Raw genomic sequence first — 17,524 nt, 5'->3', positions numbered from 1 at the left:
AGGAAGCAGGAACACCCGCCGGACGGGTCAGCCCGGGGCGCCCGAGCGGCCAGGGATCGACCGCCGCGTGCACTGGTCCGGACGCACCCATGCACTACGGGCGATGGAGAATTCCACCCACTGCGCGAGGACCGCCGAGCTGGTCCATGCCATGGCGAATCCGCGGACGGTCTGCCGTGCGCCGTTCGGATACTCGAGGTCCACCCAGAGCGCAGGTGAGGGGGAGACGGACTCCGTGATGCCCTCGGTGGGCGGCTCCACCTGGAGTGGAGAGACGAACTGGTGCGTCGTGGGCGGGAGTCCGTGCCACCCGGCAGCCCTGGTCACGCATGCCTGCCCGGCGGGGTGGAGTGCGGTGCGGCCCGGTTCATCCCTCCACTCTACGAGGATGCTGCCCGAGCAGGCAGGGGGAGGGGCAGGGGCTCGACACAGGGTCTCGTCAGGCCGGGTGCGTCGGACGCGGCGTCAGGGTCCGGCGTCGGCAGCGCGCGGCGTCCACCCAGGCCTCGCGTGCACGGGAGTACTCGATCCACTGCGCACGGACGGTGGTGGCCGTCCACGCCATCGCGAATCCCTTCATGGTGCGCCGGGTCCCGTCGGGATAGTCCAGCTCCACCCACAGAGCGGGGGAGCGGGCCGGCTCGGTGATGTCACCGGTCGGCGCCTCGAGCTGGAGCGGGGCGACGTACCGGTCCGCGCTGGGTGGAATGCCATGCCATCCCGGTCTTTCCGCCATGCGACGAGGGTACGCCGCGGGTCCGACAGCATGGGCCGGGAACCGGCGACGGACACAATCCATCGGAGGTCCGGCGGTCCATTCCACGCCGTGCCGTGAATGGTTAGGATGATCGCGACAATGGCACCATCACCGCACCTGCGCGCAGGACCTGCGCGGCGTGGGACGCCGGCGTCACGCCGCCCGACCACGATACGAGGTATGCACCTGCCATGACGAAGGACCATCTGCTGAGGATCCGTGTCGCTGCCGCCGACAGGGAGGACGTCCAGTTCGAGCTCGACCGCGCCGAGCTGACCCTGAAGGAAGCGGTGTCCGATGCGATCAGCCACGGGGAGGACATCGCGACCGTGGCCGAGGTCGCGGAGCTTCCCGTGGACGACGTCGCGAGGCTTGCAGCACGCGACGCCGGCCCCGGGTCCGTCCTGCCCTCCTGAGGGACCTGCCGGTGCGGGGACCTGCGCAGGGCCACCGGCACGGAATCACCGGCGGGGCGTGCTCCCCCGGATGATCGTCTCCGTCCTGATGGGCGCGGGCTCCCCGGGTGCGGGCGCTGCTCCGGCGTCGTGCACGGAACCTGTCGCGAGCTGGAGGGCGCGCCGGCCCACGTCCTCGAGGGGGATGCGGACCGTGGTCAGGGCGGGCGTGATGTCCCGCACGGTCGGGATGTCGTCGTAGCCTGCCACGCCGATCCCCTGGCCGGGCACGATCCCGGCCTCCCGGAGCGCCGATACGACGCCCACCGCCATGACGTCGTTGACGGCGAACACGAGGTCGACCGAAGCGCCCGACGCCAGGAGCTCCTGGGTGCCGCGGTAGCCGCCGTCGCGCGTGAAGTCGGCGTGGATGATGCGATCCGCCGGCAGGGGGATACCGCACTCCGCCAGCCCCGCCGCGAACCCTTCGAGACGCTCCTCGGCCGTCCTGATCTCGGGCGGCCCGGTGATGACCGCGACGTCCCGGTAGCCGAGTGAGGCGAGTGCGACGGCGAGGTCACGTGCTCCGCCCCGGTTGTCGAGGAGAACCGTGGCGAAGGGGGCCGCGTCCTGACTGATGAAGGCCACCTTCCCGCCGGTGTCCTCGAAGGAGGTGAGCTCGCCGCGCAACTGATCCTCGAACGCGGAGCCGGTGGTCCTGGAGCCCGCGAGGATCATGACGCGGGGGCGCTGTCCGCGCAGCGCCCGCACGGTGTCCAGCTCCCGCTGGGCATTGCGTCCGGTGACCGCGATCGTCACGACGAGTCCCTCCTCGCTCGCGGCATCGATGACTCCGGCCGCGATGCTGGAGAAGTAGGGGTCCGCGATGTCCGCCACGAGCAACGCCACCGTGGTGGTGCTTCCCTTGGCCACTGCCTGCGCGAAGAGGTTCGTGGTGTAGCCGAGTCGCTGGGCAGCCTCGACGACTCGCTGCCGGTAGGCCTCGTTGACCTTGCGGGTGCTTCCGTTCAACGATCGCGACGCCGTGGCGAGCGAGACGCCCGCTTCCCTGGCCACGTCATGCAGCGTCGCGGGACTCTTGCTGGCCGGTGCCGACATTGCTTCCACTCCTGAGGTACGGGCGGCCGCTGCGGCCACCGCCCAGCGCGTTCCACGGAAAGGGCCATTGTTGCACGGCCGGGGGTGACGCCGAGCCCTGCTGCGCCTGATCGGTAAGCGCTTTCTCTGCTAGGGTTTCCCGAACCGTGATCCCTGTCCACCCTGGAGGAACCGTGCCCCTGCCGAGTCCCGCGGACAACCCCTCCGCCGAGCGACGCGCTGCCCCTGCCGACGGCACCGCCCCCCTGCTCCGCGCAGCGATCCTCGGGACCGGGGGAGTGGCGGAGCTCCACGCCACGGCCCTGCGGGACCTGCCCGGGGTGGCGCTCGTCGCGGCTGCGGATCCGTCCGCCGTGCACCTCGCCGCCTTCGCGGAGGCCCACGGGGTCCCGTTCCGCTTCTCCTCGCTCGAGGAGATGCTCGCCGCCCAGCCGGTCGACGTCCTCCATATCTGCACCCCGCCCGGCGGGCACGCCGGGCAGGCGGCCGGGGCCTTCGTCGCGGGAGCGCACGTCGTCGTCGAGAAGCCCGCCGCCCTGAGCCTCGCCGAGCTCGACACGATGACCCGGGCGGCGGGCACCGCGGGACGCGGCCTCGCCGTCGTCTTCCAGCAACGCTCCGGCACCGCCGCCGCCCATGTGAAGGCACTGCTCGATTCGGGCGCTCTCGGCCGCCCGCTGTCAGCACTGTGCCAGACGCACTGGTACCGGACGGCAGAGTACTTCGCCGTGCCGTGGCGCGGCACGTGGGCCACCGAGGGCGGCGGCACCACGCTCAGCCACGGGAGCCACCAGGTCGATCTGCTCGCATACCTGCTCGGCGAATGGTCCGCGGTGCGCGCCACGCTGTGGCGGCAGCAGCACGACGTCGAGACCGAGGACCTCTCCCACGCGTCCCTGGTCTTCGCCTCGGGCGCGGTGGCCTCGGTGGTCTCGACGGTCCTCGCCCCACGGCAGTCGAGCCTGCTCCGCATCGACACGGAGCGGGCGACGATCGAGCTGGAGCACCTCTACGGCCACGGGCACGCCCACTGGAGGATCACGCCTGCGCCGGGCGTCGACGAGGCGACCTCGGCGTCGTGGAGCCTGCCGGATCAGGAGATCCCGAGCGGCCACGACGCCCTGTTCGGGGAGATCTATCCTTCGCTCATCGCGGGTCGGGGCATGCCCGGCGTCGTCGGCCATCCTGCCCGCGCGCTCGAGATCGTCACCGGCATGTACGTGTCGGCCCGGGAGGACCGCTGGGTCTCCCGGGAGGATCTCGCAGATCCGTCCCTGCGGGGATCCCTGACGGCGCCGGTCATCGACGGGCGCCCCGGGGCGTCCGCCGGAGCCCCCGCGGCATGAGCGCGGGGGACGCCCTCTCCACGCGCGAGGGTCGGGTGGCCGGCGTCCTGCGCGAGGGCCGCGACGAGCCGGTCATGCACGCGCCGCGGCCCTTCCTCCACCCGGTCCTGACCCCGGGCGGACAGCCCGTCAGCGACTACGCGCCGGCCGATCATCCGTGGCACTGGGGGCTCGGCATCACGGTATCGGCCATCGACGTCCCCGGCCAGGAGGACCCTGTGAACCTGTGGGGAGGCCCGACCTACAGCGGCGCGCGGGGCTACGTCCAGCTCCCGAACAACGGCTCGCAGCGCGTGCGCAGCCGCCGGCACGCGGGCCACGTGGTGGTGCAGCGGATCGGCTGGTGCGCTGCGGACGGCAGCAAATTCCTCGAGGAGGAGCGGGCCTGGAGCGCGGACACCCTGCGGGCGGGCGACGTCGGATGGTCCCGGACCACCGTGCAGAGCACCTGGGCGAACGTCAGCGGCGGTCCGCTGGCCTTCGGCAGCCCGACGACGGCAGGCCGCCCGAACGCCGGGTACGGCGGGTTCTTCCTGCGCCTCGCACCGTCGTTCGACGGAAGCAGCATCATCGCACCCTCCGCCGGTGGCGCCGGTGCCGTCGGGGAGGGCGACGCCATGGGGACAGCGCACGCCTGGCTCGGACTGCAGTCCGCCGGTGCGTCCGTCCTCATGATCCCGTCGGCGGACAATCCGGGAGGCCCGTCTCCCTGGTTCGTCCGCAGCAGCGGGACCCCGATGCTGTGCGCGGCCCCCTTCTTCCATGAGGAGATGCACCTCGCCCGCGACGCCGTGCTCCGCTGGGAGTGGTCGCTGCTGGTCGCGGACGGCGCCGTGCAGGAAGGTGCGTTCCGGGCGGCGCTCGGCGCCGCGAGGGCCGCTGCTCCCGGGCATCCCGCCTGAGATCGCGCTGTCAGGACTCCGGCGAGAAGGTGCCGGCCCGGAGCCGACCGGACGACTACAGGCCGAGGGACTCGAGCACCGGCAGCTCCGCGCGCGCCCGTGCCTTGGCCTCGGCCGCGGTCGGCGCGGCCACTGCGATGCCGGCGATGCGCTGCGCGTCGGCCAGCGTGATGCTGTTCAGCACCGCGCCCACCCCGGCGAGGGCCCGCGGAGTCATGGACAGCGTCGAGATGCCCAGTCCCACCAGGACGACGGCGAGCGCGGGATCCGCCGCGGCCTCACCGCAGACCCCCACCGGCTTCGCGCTCCCCTCGGCGGCCGAACCCTCCACGGTCAGCTTCACCATGCGCAGGACGGCGGGCTGCCAGGAGTTGTTGAGTGCGGCGAGGGAGCCGAGCTGCCGGTCCGCGGCCATCGTGTACTGCGTGAGGTCGTTGGTCCCGAGGCTCGCGAAGGACACCTCACCGAGGATGGACTCGGCCATGACGGCCGCCGAGGGGACCTCGACCATGACGCCCGGTGTCTGCAGCCCGGCATTGCTGCACAGCTTCGCGAAGTCCGCGGCCTCCTCCGCCGTCGAGATCATCGGTGCCATGACCCAGACGTCCGCGCTCGCCTGCGCGGCGGCGTCCGCGATGGCCCTGAGCTGCCGTTCCAGGACGCCCGGGGACGTGAGGTCGGTGCGGTAGCCGCGGACGCCGAGGGCGGGATTGGGTTCGGAGGTGTCCGTCAGGAAGGGCAGCGGCTTGTCCGCGCCGGCGTCCAGTGTGCGGACCACCACCTTCCTGCCGGGGAAGGCGTCGAAGACGCCCTTGTACGCCTCGATCTGCTCCTCCGCCGTCGGCTCGGTGTCGCGTCCGAGGAAGCAGAACTCCGTCCGGAGCAGGCCCACGCCCTGGGCCTTCGCCTCGGCGGCCTTGACGGCGTCGGCGGCCCCACCGACGTTGGCCAGCAGCGGTACCTCGTGCCCGTCCGCGGTCACGCCCACGCCATCGAACACGGCCAGCGCGGCCGCGGCGGCTGCGTAGGCCTCGGCCGCCGCTTCCTCCGCGGCGCCGGGCTCGAGGGTGAGCGTCCCGGCGGCGCCGTCGACGAAGGCGAGGGTGCCCTCGTCGATGTCGTCCACGCCGTGGGCGGCCACGACGGCGGGCAGTCCGAGGGCTCGCGCGATGATCGCGGTGTGGGACTGCGGGCCGCCGCCGGAGGTGACGAGGGCGAGGACCACCGCGGGGTCCAGGGTGGCGGTGTCCGCCGGAGCCAGGTCCTCGGCGACCAGGATGAAGGGCGAGTCCGACGACGGGATGCCCGGTGCGGGGAGCCCGCGCAGTTCCGCGACGATCCGCGAGCGGACATCGAGGACGTCCGCCGTGCGTTCGGCCATGTAGCCGCCGAGGTTGTGCAGCATCTCGGCCACGGAGGCGCCCGCCTCCCAGACCGCCCGGGCCGGCGAGGTGCCGTTGTTGATGAGCTTCGTCGCGGACTTCAGCAGCAGGGGGTCCGTCGCCATCAGCGAGGTGGCCTGCAGTACGGCCTTGGCGTCGCCCTTGGCGATGCCGGCCCTGCGCTTGAGCTCCTCCTGGACGGTCTTCGCCGCGGACCTGAGGGCGGCGACGGCCTGTTCGGGAGCGTCGGGGGTGTCGTGACGTTCACCGGCGGGGGGTTCGCCGACCGACGGCGGCATGTGCCGGACCGGGCCGATCACTCGTCCGGGGCTGACCCCGACACCTGCGAAATTCTCCATTGAACGTCCTCGTTTCCTTGCCGGTGGATCTCGGTCTAACACCATTGTGTCGCGCAAGGCAATTGTAGAGTGTGACCCAGTTCATATAACGGTGCTATAGGTGTTACGCTAGCAGGCATGAAAAAAGGAGGCGAACCGGCGCCGAAGGTCAGGCTTCTGCGGGCGGCCGCGGCACTGCTCGCGGAGTCCGGCGGAGAGCCGGTCTCCACCCGCCAGATCACCGAGGCCGCCCGGGTGACCGCTCCGACCCTGTACCACCACTTCGGTGACAAGGAGGGGCTCTTCGACGCCGTGGTCGCCGAGGGCTTCTCCGAGTACCTGGCGGCCGAGAGGAGCATCCCGACGTCGGGCCAGCCGATCGAGGACCTCCGCATGCACTGGGACAACCACGTGCGGTTCGGCCTCGACCACCCGCACCTCTACCTGGTGATGTTCGGCAACATCCGGCCCGAGCGTCGGCCCTCCATGGTCGCCAGCGCGGAGGCGTTCCTCGAGGAGGTCCTGGCGCGGGCGGCCGCGGCGGCCCGCCTGGTGGTCTCACCGCACGAAGCCGCGCGCAGCATGCTGGCCGCCAACATCGGCGTCACCCTCATGCTGATCTCGGAGCCCGCGGCGAAGCGCAACCTCGAACTCTCGGCGATGACGCGTGAGGCCGTCATCTCGGCGGTGGCCACGGATTCCGAGTCCGATCCCGTGACCGACACCGAGGGGACCCCGTCGGTGGTCGTCGCGGCGATCGCCCTCAATGCAGCACTGCAGTCCTCGCACCCCGATCAGCTCTCCAGTTCGGAACTGAAGCTCTTCCTCGAATGGCTCCAGAGAATATCCAGCCGATCGGGCGGTTGACGCCTCCCGATCGACGCCATCCCTCCGCAGTGTTGCGGGGCCTACGGTTAGGAATGAATGTGGCAACACAACTAGAAGCGAGGTCCGGCACGAGTGCCCGGGTCCGCGTACAGAAGTTCGGGACGTTCCTGTCCGGGATGATCATGCCCAACATTGGTGCCTTCATCGCGTGGGGCATCGTCACGGCACTGTTCATCGAGGCCGGCTGGCTTCCCGTTCCCCGGCTCGGCGGCTTCGGCGAGACCGACGGCGTCGCCAACGTCGGGCTCGTCGGGCCGATGATCACCTACCTGCTGCCCCTTCTGATCGCCTACACCGGCGGCCGGATGGTGTACGACGTCCGCGGCGGCGTGGTCGGCTCGATCGCGACGATGGGCGTGATCGTGGGAGCCGGCATCCCCATGTTCATCGGTGCCATGATCATGGGCCCGCTCGGCGCCTGGACCATGAAGAGGATCGACGCGATCTGGGAAGGCCGGATCAAGCCCGGCTTCGAGATGCTCGTCAACAACTTCTCGGCAGGCATCTGGGGCGCCGTGCTGGCGCTCATAGGCTTCTACGGGGTCTCGCCGCTGGTCATCGCCTTCAGCACGGGGGCGGGCAACGTGGTCCAGTGGCTGGTCGACAACGGCCTGCTGCCGCTGACAAGCATCTTCATCGAACCGGCGAAGGTCCTCTTCCTCAACAACGCCATCAACCACGGCGTGCTGACCCCGCTCGGTGTCCAGCAGTCGCTGGAACAGGGGAAGTCCATCCTGTTCCTGCTCGAAGCGAACCCCGGCCCGGGGCTCGGCATCCTGCTGGCGTACTCGTTCTTCGGTCGCGGCATCGCCAAGGCCTCCGCTCCTGGCGCCGCCATCATCCAGTTCTTCGGCGGCATCCACGAGATCTACTTCCCCTACGTCCTGATGCGCCCGCTGCTGATCCTCGCCGCGATCGCCGGCGGCATGACCGGTATCGCGACGCTGAGCATCACGAGCGCCGGTCTGGTGGCCCCGGCGGCCCCCGGGTCGATCATCGCGGTCCTGGCGCAGACGGCCCGGGACAGCTACTTCGGCGTCACCCTGTCGGTCGTGCTGGCCACGGCGGTGTCCTTCCTCGTCGCTTCGGTCATCCTGAAGACCGGCAAGGGCCCGCAGGAGGACCTCGCAGCCGCCGCTGCCCGGATGGAGGAGCTCAAGGGCAAGAAGAGCTCCGTGGCCGGGAACTTCCGGTCGGACTCGGCCCCCGACGGCCCCATCCGCAGCATCGTGTTCGCCTGCGACGCGGGCATGGGGTCCTCGGCGATGGGCGCCTCGGTGCTCCGCAACAAGATCCGGGCTGCCGGGTTCCCGGACGTGAAGGTCACCAACCTCGCCATCTCCAGCCTGAAGGACGACTACGACGTCGTCATCACGCACCAGGATCTCGCCGACCGCGCGGAGCCCCTGACGCAGAGCGCGACGCACGTCGCCGTCGACAACTTCATGAACAGTCCGCGCTACGACGAGATCGTCGACCTCGTCCGGGCCGGTGCGGCGGCCGACGGCGGCGTCGACCCGAAGGACCCCGCTCCCGCCGCGGTCGCCTCCGCCGCGGTCGTATCCGACGACGACGCCATGACCGACGCCGACGTCCTGGCGGAGGAGAGCATCGTGCTGAACGGCACCGCCACCACGCAGGAGGACGCCATCGACGAGGCCGGACGGCTGCTGGTCGCCCGCGGGGCCGTCGATTCCACCTACGTCGAGGCCATGCACGAGCGCGAGCGGTCCGTCCCCACCTACATGGGGAACTTCCTCGCCATCCCGCACGGCACCAACGCGGCGAAGGACCTGATCAAGCGCTCGGCCGTGTCGATCGTGCGCTACCCCGAAGGCATCGACTGGAACGGCAAGCAGGTGAAGTTCGTGGTCGGCGTCGCAGGCGTCAACAACGAGCACCTGTCCATCCTGTCCGCGATCGCCCGCGTCTTCTCCGACAAGGCGCAGGTCGCCAGGCTCGACGAGGCCGCGTCGGTGGACGAGGTCATCGCCCTCTTCGGAAAGGTGAACGCCTCGTGAAGGCAGTGCATTTCGGTGCCGGCAACATCGGCCGCGGCTTCGTGGGGCTCCTGCTCCACGAGGCCGGGTACGAGGTGGTCTTCGCCGACGTCGCGGACGCCCTGATCGACCAGCTGGCCTCGACCCCCGGCTACGACGTCCACGAGGTCGGCGAGGACCCGGCAGTGAAGACGGTGGACAACTACCGTGCGCTGAACTCGCGCTCCCAGGAGGAGGACGTCATCGCGGAGATCGCGACGGCGGACATCGTCACCACGGCCGTAGGGCCGAACGTCCTGCGTTTCCTCGCCCCGGTCATCGCCCGGGCGATCGCCCGCCGCAGCGAGAGCCAGGCACCGCTGCAGGTCATGGCGTGCGAGAACGCCATCAATGCCACGGACATCCTGCGCGGCGAGATCGAGCAGGCCTACGACGGCGCGGCGCCGGACCTCGCGACGCGGGCGGTCTTCGCCAACACCGCCGTGGACCGCATCGTCCCGAACCAGGCCGCCGGGCAGGGCCTCGACGTCACGGTCGAGACGTTCTTCGAGTGGGTCATCGACCGCACCCCGTTCGGGGGCCATCCGCCGGAGATTCCCGGCGCCACGTACGTCGACGACCTCGAGCCGTACATCGAGCGGAAGCTGTTCACCGTCAACACGGGCCACGCGGCGGCGGCATACTTCGGGTCCGCGGCCGGGGTGGAGAAGATCGCGGACGCCATGGACGACGACGCCGTCGCAGCCAGGGTGAGGGCAGTGCTGGACGAGACGAAGCAGCTGCTGGTCGCGAAGCACGGGTTCGACCCCGCGGAGCAGGAGGCCTACGTGCAGAAGATCCTGCGGCGCTTCACGAACCAGCACCTGCCCGACACCGTGGGTCGTGTCGGCAGGGCGCCACTGCGGAAGCTGGGCCGCAGGGAACGCTTCGTGGGGCCGGCCGCCGAGCTGGCCGAGCGCGGCACGCATCCCGCGGCGCTGCTGGAGGCGATGCGGGCCGCGCTGTCGTTCTCGGCACCGGATGATCCCGAGGTCGCGGCGCTGGCCGAGATCCTGGCCACCCAGGACCCGGACACGGCGACGACGTCGGTCACGGGGCTCGAGGCGGAGCATCCCCTGTTCGGAGCGGTGCGCGAGCTGATCGCCGACCACGCCGCGGTGGCGCGCGCGGGACAGTAGGACAACGACCGCAGGATCGGAAGGGAGCAGCCTCGGCTGCTCCCTTCGTCGTTCCCTCCGGCGGCACCTGGGGGTGGGCGGCTCAGGGGTGTACGAGGGCGTCATGCTCCACGGCGAGCAGTTCGCGCACGAACGCCAGATGCTCGACGTCCTGGAAGGCGCCGCCCTGCTCGTGCCCGTTGTAGGGGTAGACCTTCATGCGCTTCGGTCCCGCGTAGTGGTTGTGGGCCGCGAAGACGCACGACGGCGGGCACACGTCGTCGAGCAGACCGACGGAGAACAGCGCCGGGACGGTGCCGCGTGCCGCGAAGTTGACGCCGTCGAAGTAGCTGAGGGTCCGGAAGACGTCGTCGACGTCGTTCCGGCGCGTGCCCAGGTATCTCACGATCTCGGCGTAGGGCGCGGTGTCGACGATCTCCGTGGCATGCCGCATGTGCGCGAGGAACGGGACGTCGACGATGGCCCCGACGGGCGGGGTGCCGTTCACCCGGTGCGCGAGGGCGGCAACAGCGAGGGTGATCCCGCCCCCCTGGCTGCCGCCCGAGACCACCACGCGGGCCGGGTCGACGGCGGGATGCGCCTGGGCGGCCTCCACGGCGTGGACGGCGTCGACGAACAGGCGCCGGTAGTAGTAGGTCTCCGGGCTGCCGATGCCGAGTGTCATGAAACCGCCGGCATGGGGGCCCGTGAAGGCGCCGTCGGCCGTGTCCCCGGGGCGGTGACCGGAGCCCTGGCCCCGGAGGTCCATGACGAAGTGTGCGAAACCGGCACTCGGCAGCGCGGTCCACTCGCCGAGCAGCCCGCGCCCGCCGCCGTAGCCGATATAGGTGACGACCGTCGGGAGCGGGCCGGCGAGGTGCCGTGGCCGCAGCAGCCAGGCCTTGATGGGTTCCCCGCCGTAACCGGCGAACGTGACGTCCTCGGTGACCAGCTGGGAGTAGCCCGCCCGGACCTCCTCGAACAGGGGAGGCGCCACATGCCTGCGCTGTTCCGACAGCGTCCGGTCCCAGAAGGCGTCGTAGTCGGCGGGTTCGTCGCGTTCGGGCAGATAGCTCCGCAGCTCGGACAGGGGGCGGTCGAAATGGGGCATGGGGTGCATCCTTTCACGGGCGGATGAGCGAGGATAGAGCGCGGACACGCCTGCCCGCCCTGCACTGTTGACCATTGATACGATTCAATCTACGCTGTGGGATAACGCTTTCCCAAGGGCGTCCCACGATGGCTGACAATGAAGTTTCCCAGGAGGACAACGATGTTCCGCACACTCTCCCGACGCACACTGACAGGCGTCGCAGCGCTCACCGCCTCCGGACTGGTCCTGGCCGGCTGCGGCGGTGGTGGGGGCGAGCCCGCAGCCCTCGACGCCGACGAGCAGATCACGCTCAACTACACGTTCTGGGGCAACGACGATCGTGCAGCCCGGTACGACGCGGCGATCGCGGCGTTCGAGGAGGAGTTCCCGAACATCACGATCAACGACACGTTCACCGACTACCCCTCCTACTGGGAGAAGCGGCAGACCGAAGCGGCGGGTGGTGGACTCCCCGACGTCATGCAGTTCGACTACACCTACCTCCGCCAGTACGGCGACAACGGACTCCTGCTGAACCTCGAGGACTACTTCGGGAACGGCATCACCACCGACGCCATCGACGAGGGCCTGCTGTCCACCGGCACGCTCGACGACGGCACGTTCGCCATCCCCACCGGCTACAGCGCCTGGTCCGTGTTCCAGAACCCGGCCCTGCTGGCCGAGGCCGGCATCGAGCCCTACGAGGGCGGCACGAGCTGGGGCGAGTACGACGCCTACATGGCATCCGTGACGGAGGCGGGCGGCGGCACGGTGTACGGCGGAACCGACACCACCCAGCGCATCCAGGACCTGGAGCTCAAACTGCGCCAGGAGGGCCGGCAGCTCTTCACCGACGAGGGCGAACTCGGCTTCACCCAGGAGGAGCTCGCCGAGCACTGGACGGAGGGTCAGGAGAACCGTGAGGACGTCACCGTGCCGCAGAGCAAGCTCGAGGAGATCAACCCGGTCTCCGGCTTCGGCGGCAACCTGACCACCAGCGAGATGAGCTGGAGCAACTTCCTCGGCGGGTACCTCGGTGACTCCGGGGCGGAGGAGATCACGATCGTCGCCCCGCCCACCAGCAACCCCGACGAGAAGGATCTCTACCGGAAGGTGGGCCTGATGCAGGCGGCATCCGCCTCGACCGAGCACCCCGAGGCCGCCGCCGCGTTCGTCGACTTCCTCATCAACAGCCCCGAGGTCGGCGAGATCTTCGGCGCGACGCTCGGTATCCCCGCCTCCGAGACGCAGCTCGAGGGCGCAAACCTCGAAGGGCCGGACAAGGCGGTCAAGGACTACCTCGACTCCATCGAGAACCGCATGGGCGACGCCCCGGCAGCGCCCGTCGCCGGATTCGGACCCCTCGAGCAGACCTTCTGGGACCTCGGCAAGTCGATCGGCCTCGGCACTGTGACGCCCGACGACGCCGCGAAGCAGTTCTTCGACGAAGCCTCCGTCACGCTCGGTAACTAGCACGACACCCGGTATCCAGCAGGACAAAGGAGTCAGATCGTGAGCACGGACTCGGCGCACGCGCCAGCTTCAGCCCGCACCGCCGAATCCGGTGCCCGTCCGGCGGACAGCCGCCGGACGGGCACGCCCCGGCCCCGTCGCCGAAACCGTGACTCCCTGGCCGGGTACGTCTTCCTCTCACCCTGGCTCCTGGGGTTCGTGGGACTCACGCTCGGCCCCATGCTGGCATCGCTCTACCTCGCTTTCACGGACTACAACCTCTTCACCGCCCCCGAGTGGACCGGACTCGAGAACCTCGGCCGCATGGCCGACGACGAGAAGTTCTGGGCCTCGGTCCGGATCACCCTCATCTACGTGCTGGTGGGGACGCCCATCAAGCTCGCGGCAGCGCTCGCCGTGGCCATGCTCCTGAACTACCGGGCGAAGGGCACCGGCTTCTTCCGCTCCGCCTTCTACGCTCCGAGCCTGATCGGCGCGAGCGTCAGCATCGCGATCGTCTGGCGGGCCATGTTCTCCACCGACGGCCCGGTAGACGGCGCCCTGAACCTGTTCGGCATCAATCTCGGCGGCTGGATCGGGAACCCCTCGCTGATCATGCCGATGATGATCCTGCTCGCCGTCTGGCAGTTCGGCGCCCCCATGGTCATCTTCCTCGCCGGGCTGAAGGGCGTCCCGGCCGAACTCTACGAGGCCGCCTCCGTGGACGGCGCGAGCCCCCTGCGCAAGTTCCTCAGCGTCACGGTGCCGATGCTCTCGCCCGTCATCTTCTTCAATCTGCTGCTCGAGATGATCAACGCCTTCCAGGTCTTCGCCTCGGCGTACATCATCGGATCGGGAACGGGCGGCCCCGGCGGCGCCACGAACTTCTACACCGTGTACCTCTACACGAGGGCGTTCGCCAACAACCAGATGGGCTACGCCTCGGCGATGGCCTGGGTGTTGCTGCTCGCCGTGGGTGTCCTCGCCCTCATCCTCTTCCGCACCTCCAGGAGCTGGGTCCACTACGCAGGAGACTCCAAGTGACCGCCATCGAATCGAACCCCGCCGTCCCCGTCCCGCGTGACCCGGACGGCGGCCCGCAGCCCCGGCCGCGCCGCCGGCCGATGCGCCGGCATCTCCCCACGGCGCTCTGGATCGTGGGGATCGTCGCCCTCACGGCGATCGTGCTGTACCCGCTCCTGTGGATGTTCTCCGCATCCCTGAAACCGAACTCCGAGTTCGGCAGCAACCAGGGCTTCCTCCCCGAGAACCCCACCTTCGACAACTTCGTCAAGGTGATGCAGGGTATCGCCGGCATTCCCACCTGGAAGTTCTTCCTCAACTCGACCCTGCTGGGCGTCGGCGCGGTGATCGGCACCGTCATCTCCTCGTCGATGGCCGCGTACGCCTTCTCGAGGATCTCCTTCCGTGGCAGCAAGATCCTCTTCGCGGCGATGATCGGCACCCTGCTCCTGCCGTTCCACGTGCTGATCATCCCGCAGTACGTGATCTTCAGGAACCTCGGGCTGATCGACACCTTCTGGCCGCTCCTCGCCGGCAAGTTCCTGGCCACGGAGGCGTTCTTCGTCTTCCTCATGGTGCAGTTCATCCGCAACCTGCCGCGGGAACTCGACGAGGCGGCGCGCATCGACGGCTGCGGGCACGGGCGGATCTTCTTCTCGATCACGCTGCCCCTGATCAAGCCCGCCCTCATCACGTCGTCGATCTTCGCGTTCATCTGGAGCTGGAACGACTTCCTCGGACCGCTGCTGTACCTGAACTCGCCGGACAAGTACCCGTTGCCGCTGGCGCTGCGCATCTTCAACGACCAGACGAGCACCTCGGACTACGGCGCGACCATCGCGATCTCCGTCCTCGCGCTGCTGCCCGTGATGCTGTTCTTCATCATCTTCCAGCGCTTCCTCGTCGACGGCGTCGCGACGCAGGGCCTGAAGGGATGAGCCCGCGCCGGCGCGACGCAGCCGATCGCCCGGGGCAGACCGCCGCCCGCGACGGCAGCACGCTGCGCTGGCCCGGCGGGACGGCGAAGTTCGCGCTGTTCGGAGAGGTCCTCTGGGTCGGCGTGCTGTGCTGCGTGGCGGGCCTCGGGATCATCACCATCCCGGCGTCCTTCGCCGCCGGCTCCGCCCACCTGCATCGCTTCCTGCGGGCCGAGGACTCGACGGTCCGGCAGTTCGCCGCGGACTTCACGGCGGCCCTCGGGAGGGGCTGGCTCGTCGGCGTCGGGGTGATCGCCGCTGCCTCACTCCTCCTGCTGGACATCGTGGTTGCCGGCTCGCGGTCCCTGCCGGGCTGGCAGATCGTCCTCGCCGCCGGGATCCTGCTGCTCCTGGGACTGCTGGCGGGACTGGCCGGCGTGACGGCTCGCTGGCAGGCCGACCGGTCGTGGCGGGCGGCAGGACACCTGTGGTTCCGGGAGGCACGAGAGGACCCCGCGGGCGTCCTCTGGCTCGTCGCCGCCGTCGTGCTGACCGCGATGGTGGCCTGGCAGCTGCCGCCGTTGATCATCCCGGGGGTCGGCTGCCTGGTGTTCGCCGCCCTCGCGACCTCGGTGCGCGAGCGCCGTCCCCACTCCTGATCCTCCGACCCTGCGACCTACCCGGGAGACCCCCTTGCACTACGGCGCCGACTACAACCCGGAACAGTGGCCCGACGAGGTGTGGCCCGAGGACGTGGCCCGCATGCGTGAGGCGGGCGTGACGATGGTGAGCCTCGGGATCTTCGCCTGGGCACGTATCCAGCCGTCCGAGCACGAGTTCGACTTCGACTGGCTGGACCGGGTGATCGGCCTCCTGCACGAGGGCGGGATCGCCGTGGACCTCGCGACGGCGACGGCGTCGCCCCCGCCGTGGGCGACGGTCGCCTACCCGGAGATGCTGGCCGCCGATGAACACGGCAGCCCCTACTGGCACGGCAGCCGGCAGCACTACGCGCCGTCGTCGCCCGCCTACCGGTCACTGGCCGCTGCACTCGTGCGGAGGATCGCCGAGCGCTATGCCGGGCACCCCGCCGTCGTCCTCTGGCATGTGAACAACGAGTACGGGTGCCACCTCGACGTGGACTACTCCGACGCCGCCCGGGACGCCTTCCGGACCTGGCTGACGAACCGCTACGGGTCGGTCGACGCCGTGAACGCCGCGTGGGGCACGATGTTCTGGTCGCAGCGCTACGGGTCCTTCGCCGAGATCTTCCCGCCCCGGCACGCCCCCTACAGCCACAACCCCGGGCAGCTGCTCGACTACCGGCGGTTCACCTCGGACATGTTCCTCGAGTGCTACCGGATGGAGCGGGACATCATCCGGGCGGCGGGAGCCGTCCAGCCCATCACCACCAACTTCATGGGCGCCTTCAAACCCGCCGACTACGCGCGATGGGCCGCGGAACTCGACGTGCTCAGCGACGACCTCTACCCGGATCCCAACGATCCGGAGGGTTTCCGCGAGGGTGCGTTCCATGGTGACCTGATGCGCTCCCTCAAACCCGGGACCCCGTGGCTCCTCATGGAGCAGGCCACCAATGCCGTGAACTGGCGGCCCACCAACGCCCCGAAGGCGCCGGGCCAGCTCGCCGCGCAGAGCATGCAGGCCGTGGCCCGCGGTGCCGACGGCATCCTGTTCTTCCAGTGGCGGCAATCCCGGGCAGGAGCGGAGAAGTTCCACTCCGCCATGCTCCCGCACGCCGGCACGGAGACACGCACGTGGCGCGAGGTGATGTCCCTCGGTGGCGACCTCGGCCGGCTGCCAGACCTGCCGGCCGACGACGGCGCCGCGCGGGTCGCGCTCCTGTTCGACTGGGAGAACTGGTGGGCCATCGAGAACCCTGACCACCCCACCTCGCTCGACTACCTGTCCCTGGTGCGGGGCTGGTACGACGCCGTGCACCGCCTGCACGTGCAGGTGGACATCCTCCCGCCGACGGCCGACCTGGCGCACTACACGGCGGTCGTCGCCCCGCACCTGTACCTCCTCACCGAACCGGCCGCCGCGAACCTGGTCGACTTCGTCGAGCAGGGCGGGCACCTGCTCGTCACGGCGTTCAGTGATGTGGTCGACGAGTACGACCGTTTCCGCGCGGGCGGCTTCGGCACGCAGCTCAGGGACCTGCTGGGTGTGGTCATCGAGGACTTCGGGGCCCTGGCGGACACCGGATCGGCGGGTCCGGGTGAGCAGCGGGCGCCGGTCGCCGGCCCAGGGGTGGCGTTCGTCGGGTCGATCCTCGCCGAGGAGGCCCATGCCGTCGACGCCCGTGTCCTGGCGCGGTTCGAGGGTGGCCGCCAGGATGGGCGGCCGGCGCTGACGGTGCGGTCGCACGGTGCGGGATCGGCGTACTACCTGGCCACCGTGCCCGACGACGACGGTGCGCGGCAGGTCCTCGACCACCTGTTCACGGCGGCCGGGGTGGAGCCTGTGTATCCGGGCCTGCCGCCGTTGGTGGAGGCGATCCGCCGCGGGCCGTTGCTCACGCTCATCAACCACGGCCGCGAGCCCGTCCACATCGACGTGCAGGGGGAGGACGCGCTGGGCGGCGGCGAGGTCCGGGGAGTGGTCCTGCGGCCGTTCGGCTACGCCCTGGTGCTCATCTCCAGCCTGGAGGCCACGGAACCCTGTCCTCCAGCGGTACCAGGGTCACGGTGATTCACGGGGCCGAGCGCGAGCCCGCCGATGCCGGGCGCGC

Annotated in this window: 16 protein-coding genes; 11 read left to right on the top strand and 5 right to left on the bottom strand. The window is 70.1% G+C overall.

From position 1 onward, the window contains the following. Positions 1–27: 27 nt before the first annotated feature. On the bottom strand, positions 28–327 hold the full coding sequence (locus CXQ92_RS06495; RefSeq protein ID WP_146067404.1) for a hypothetical protein: 300 nt from the start codon (positions 325–327) through the stop codon (positions 28–30). 112 nt (positions 328–439) lie between these two features. Beyond that, complete coding sequence (locus CXQ92_RS06490; protein WP_104166256.1) at positions 440–736, bottom strand: hypothetical protein; 297 nt, start codon at positions 734–736, stop codon at positions 440–442. A 212-nt stretch (positions 737–948) separates the two neighbouring features. Between CXQ92_RS06490 and CXQ92_RS06485 the strand changes: the two genes are divergently transcribed. Further along, positions 949–1,173 (top strand): hypothetical protein, encoded by a 225-nt coding sequence (locus tag CXQ92_RS06485; RefSeq protein WP_104166254.1) that lies wholly within the window; start codon positions 949–951, stop codon positions 1,171–1,173. A 45-nt stretch (positions 1,174–1,218) separates the two neighbouring features. Here CXQ92_RS06485 and CXQ92_RS06480 read toward each other — a convergent pair whose 3' ends face one another. After that, a complete protein-coding gene (locus tag CXQ92_RS06480) occupies positions 1,219–2,271 on the bottom strand; it encodes a LacI family DNA-binding transcriptional regulator (protein ID WP_104166252.1) in 1,053 nt (350 codons plus the stop codon). 173 nt (positions 2,272–2,444) lie between these two features. Here CXQ92_RS06480 and CXQ92_RS06475 point away from each other — a divergent pair, with 173 nt between their 5' ends. Both CXQ92_RS06475 and CXQ92_RS06470 read left to right on the top strand, forming a co-directional pair. Then, the gene (locus CXQ92_RS06475) at positions 2,445–3,617 is read left to right on the top strand and encodes a Gfo/Idh/MocA family protein (protein ID WP_258069763.1); all 1,173 of its coding nucleotides are present in this window, start codon (positions 2,445–2,447) and stop codon (positions 3,615–3,617) included. After that, a complete protein-coding gene (locus CXQ92_RS06470) occupies positions 3,614–4,519 on the top strand; it encodes a DUF6807 family protein (RefSeq protein WP_104166250.1) in 906 nt (301 codons plus the stop codon). The genes CXQ92_RS06475 and CXQ92_RS06470 overlap by 4 nt, the downstream gene beginning before the upstream one ends. 55 nt (positions 4,520–4,574) lie before the next feature. Here CXQ92_RS06470 and ptsP read toward each other — a convergent pair whose 3' ends face one another. Next, positions 4,575–6,260 carry a phosphoenolpyruvate--protein phosphotransferase gene (gene ptsP / locus CXQ92_RS06465; protein WP_104166249.1) on the bottom strand — a complete coding sequence of 562 codons (1,686 nt, stop codon included), beginning with the start codon at positions 6,258–6,260 and terminating at the stop codon, positions 4,575–4,577. 117 nt (positions 6,261–6,377) lie between these two features. On the opposite strand from ptsP, the gene CXQ92_RS06460 reads away from it, so the two are divergent. Genes CXQ92_RS06460 through CXQ92_RS06450 form a run of 3 tightly spaced genes read left to right on the top strand, consistent with a single transcriptional unit; the run spans position 6,378 to position 10,305 of the window. Further along, positions 6,378–7,106 (top strand): TetR/AcrR family transcriptional regulator, encoded by a 729-nt coding sequence (locus CXQ92_RS06460; RefSeq protein ID WP_104166247.1) that lies wholly within the window; start codon positions 6,378–6,380, stop codon positions 7,104–7,106. A gap of 59 nt (positions 7,107–7,165) precedes the next feature. Next, positions 7,166–9,148, top strand: a complete 1,983-nt coding sequence (locus CXQ92_RS06455; protein ID WP_104166245.1) for a PTS mannitol transporter subunit IICBA — start codon at positions 7,166–7,168, stop codon at positions 9,146–9,148. Further along, entirely contained in the window at positions 9,145–10,305 is a 1,161-nt protein-coding gene (locus CXQ92_RS06450) for a mannitol-1-phosphate 5-dehydrogenase (protein WP_104166243.1), read from the top strand. The genes CXQ92_RS06455 and CXQ92_RS06450 overlap by 4 nt, the downstream gene beginning before the upstream one ends. An 82-nt stretch (positions 10,306–10,387) precedes the next feature. Here CXQ92_RS06450 and CXQ92_RS06445 read toward each other — a convergent pair whose 3' ends face one another. Beyond that, a complete protein-coding gene (locus CXQ92_RS06445) occupies positions 10,388–11,395 on the bottom strand; it encodes an acetylxylan esterase (RefSeq protein WP_104166241.1) in 1,008 nt (335 codons plus the stop codon). A 162-nt stretch (positions 11,396–11,557) separates the two neighbouring features. Between CXQ92_RS06445 and CXQ92_RS06440 the strand changes: the two genes are divergently transcribed. From CXQ92_RS06440 to CXQ92_RS06420, 5 genes are read left to right on the top strand one after another with little or no spacing between them, the layout of a single operon-like run. After that, complete coding sequence (locus CXQ92_RS06440; protein WP_104166239.1) at positions 11,558–12,850, top strand: extracellular solute-binding protein; 1,293 nt, start codon at positions 11,558–11,560, stop codon at positions 12,848–12,850. Positions 12,851–12,889: 39 nt separating this feature from the next. Then, the gene (locus tag CXQ92_RS06435) at positions 12,890–13,873 is read left to right on the top strand and encodes a carbohydrate ABC transporter permease (RefSeq protein WP_104166237.1); all 984 of its coding nucleotides are present in this window, start codon (positions 12,890–12,892) and stop codon (positions 13,871–13,873) included. Beyond that, on the top strand, positions 13,870–14,790 hold the full coding sequence (locus tag CXQ92_RS06430) for a carbohydrate ABC transporter permease (protein ID WP_258069762.1): 921 nt from the start codon (positions 13,870–13,872) through the stop codon (positions 14,788–14,790). Before CXQ92_RS06435 ends, CXQ92_RS06430 begins: the two co-directional genes overlap by 4 nt. Further along, entirely contained in the window at positions 14,787–15,428 is a 642-nt protein-coding gene (locus CXQ92_RS06425) for a hypothetical protein (RefSeq protein ID WP_104166235.1), read from the top strand. Before CXQ92_RS06430 ends, CXQ92_RS06425 begins: the two co-directional genes overlap by 4 nt. 34 nt (positions 15,429–15,462) lie before the next feature. Beyond that, on the top strand, positions 15,463–17,484 hold the full coding sequence (locus CXQ92_RS06420; RefSeq protein ID WP_258069761.1) for a beta-galactosidase: 2,022 nt from the start codon (positions 15,463–15,465) through the stop codon (positions 17,482–17,484). The last annotated feature ends 40 nt before the right edge of the window (positions 17,485–17,524 follow it).

It is taken from the genome of Arthrobacter sp. SX1312 (assembly GCF_002929295.1).
Taxonomy (GTDB): domain Bacteria; phylum Actinomycetota; class Actinomycetes; order Actinomycetales; family Micrococcaceae; genus Arthrobacter_D.
This window is presented reverse-complemented; position numbering and strand designations above follow the sequence as displayed.

Coding starts and splice junctions, on each gene's coding strand:
- CXQ92_RS06480 (WP_104166252.1), bottom strand. CDS start 2,271: ATGTCGGCACCGGCCAGCAAGAGTCCCGCGACGCTGCATGACGTGGCC.
- ptsP (WP_104166249.1), bottom strand. CDS start 6,260: ATGGAGAATTTCGCAGGTGTCGGGGTCAGCCCCGGACGAGTGATCGGC.
- CXQ92_RS06445 (WP_104166241.1), bottom strand. CDS start 11,395: ATGCCCCATTTCGACCGCCCCCTGTCCGAGCTGCGGAGCTATCTGCCC.
- CXQ92_RS06485 (WP_104166254.1), top strand. CDS start 949: ATGACGAAGGACCATCTGCTGAGGATCCGTGTCGCTGCCGCCGACAGG.
- CXQ92_RS06490 (WP_104166256.1), bottom strand. CDS start 736: ATGGCGGAAAGACCGGGATGGCATGGCATTCCACCCAGCGCGGACCGG.
- CXQ92_RS06425 (WP_104166235.1), top strand. CDS start 14,787: ATGAGCCCGCGCCGGCGCGACGCAGCCGATCGCCCGGGGCAGACCGCC.
- CXQ92_RS06460 (WP_104166247.1), top strand. CDS start 6,378: ATGAAAAAAGGAGGCGAACCGGCGCCGAAGGTCAGGCTTCTGCGGGCG.
- CXQ92_RS06440 (WP_104166239.1), top strand. CDS start 11,558: ATGTTCCGCACACTCTCCCGACGCACACTGACAGGCGTCGCAGCGCTC.
- CXQ92_RS06470 (WP_104166250.1), top strand. CDS start 3,614: ATGAGCGCGGGGGACGCCCTCTCCACGCGCGAGGGTCGGGTGGCCGGC.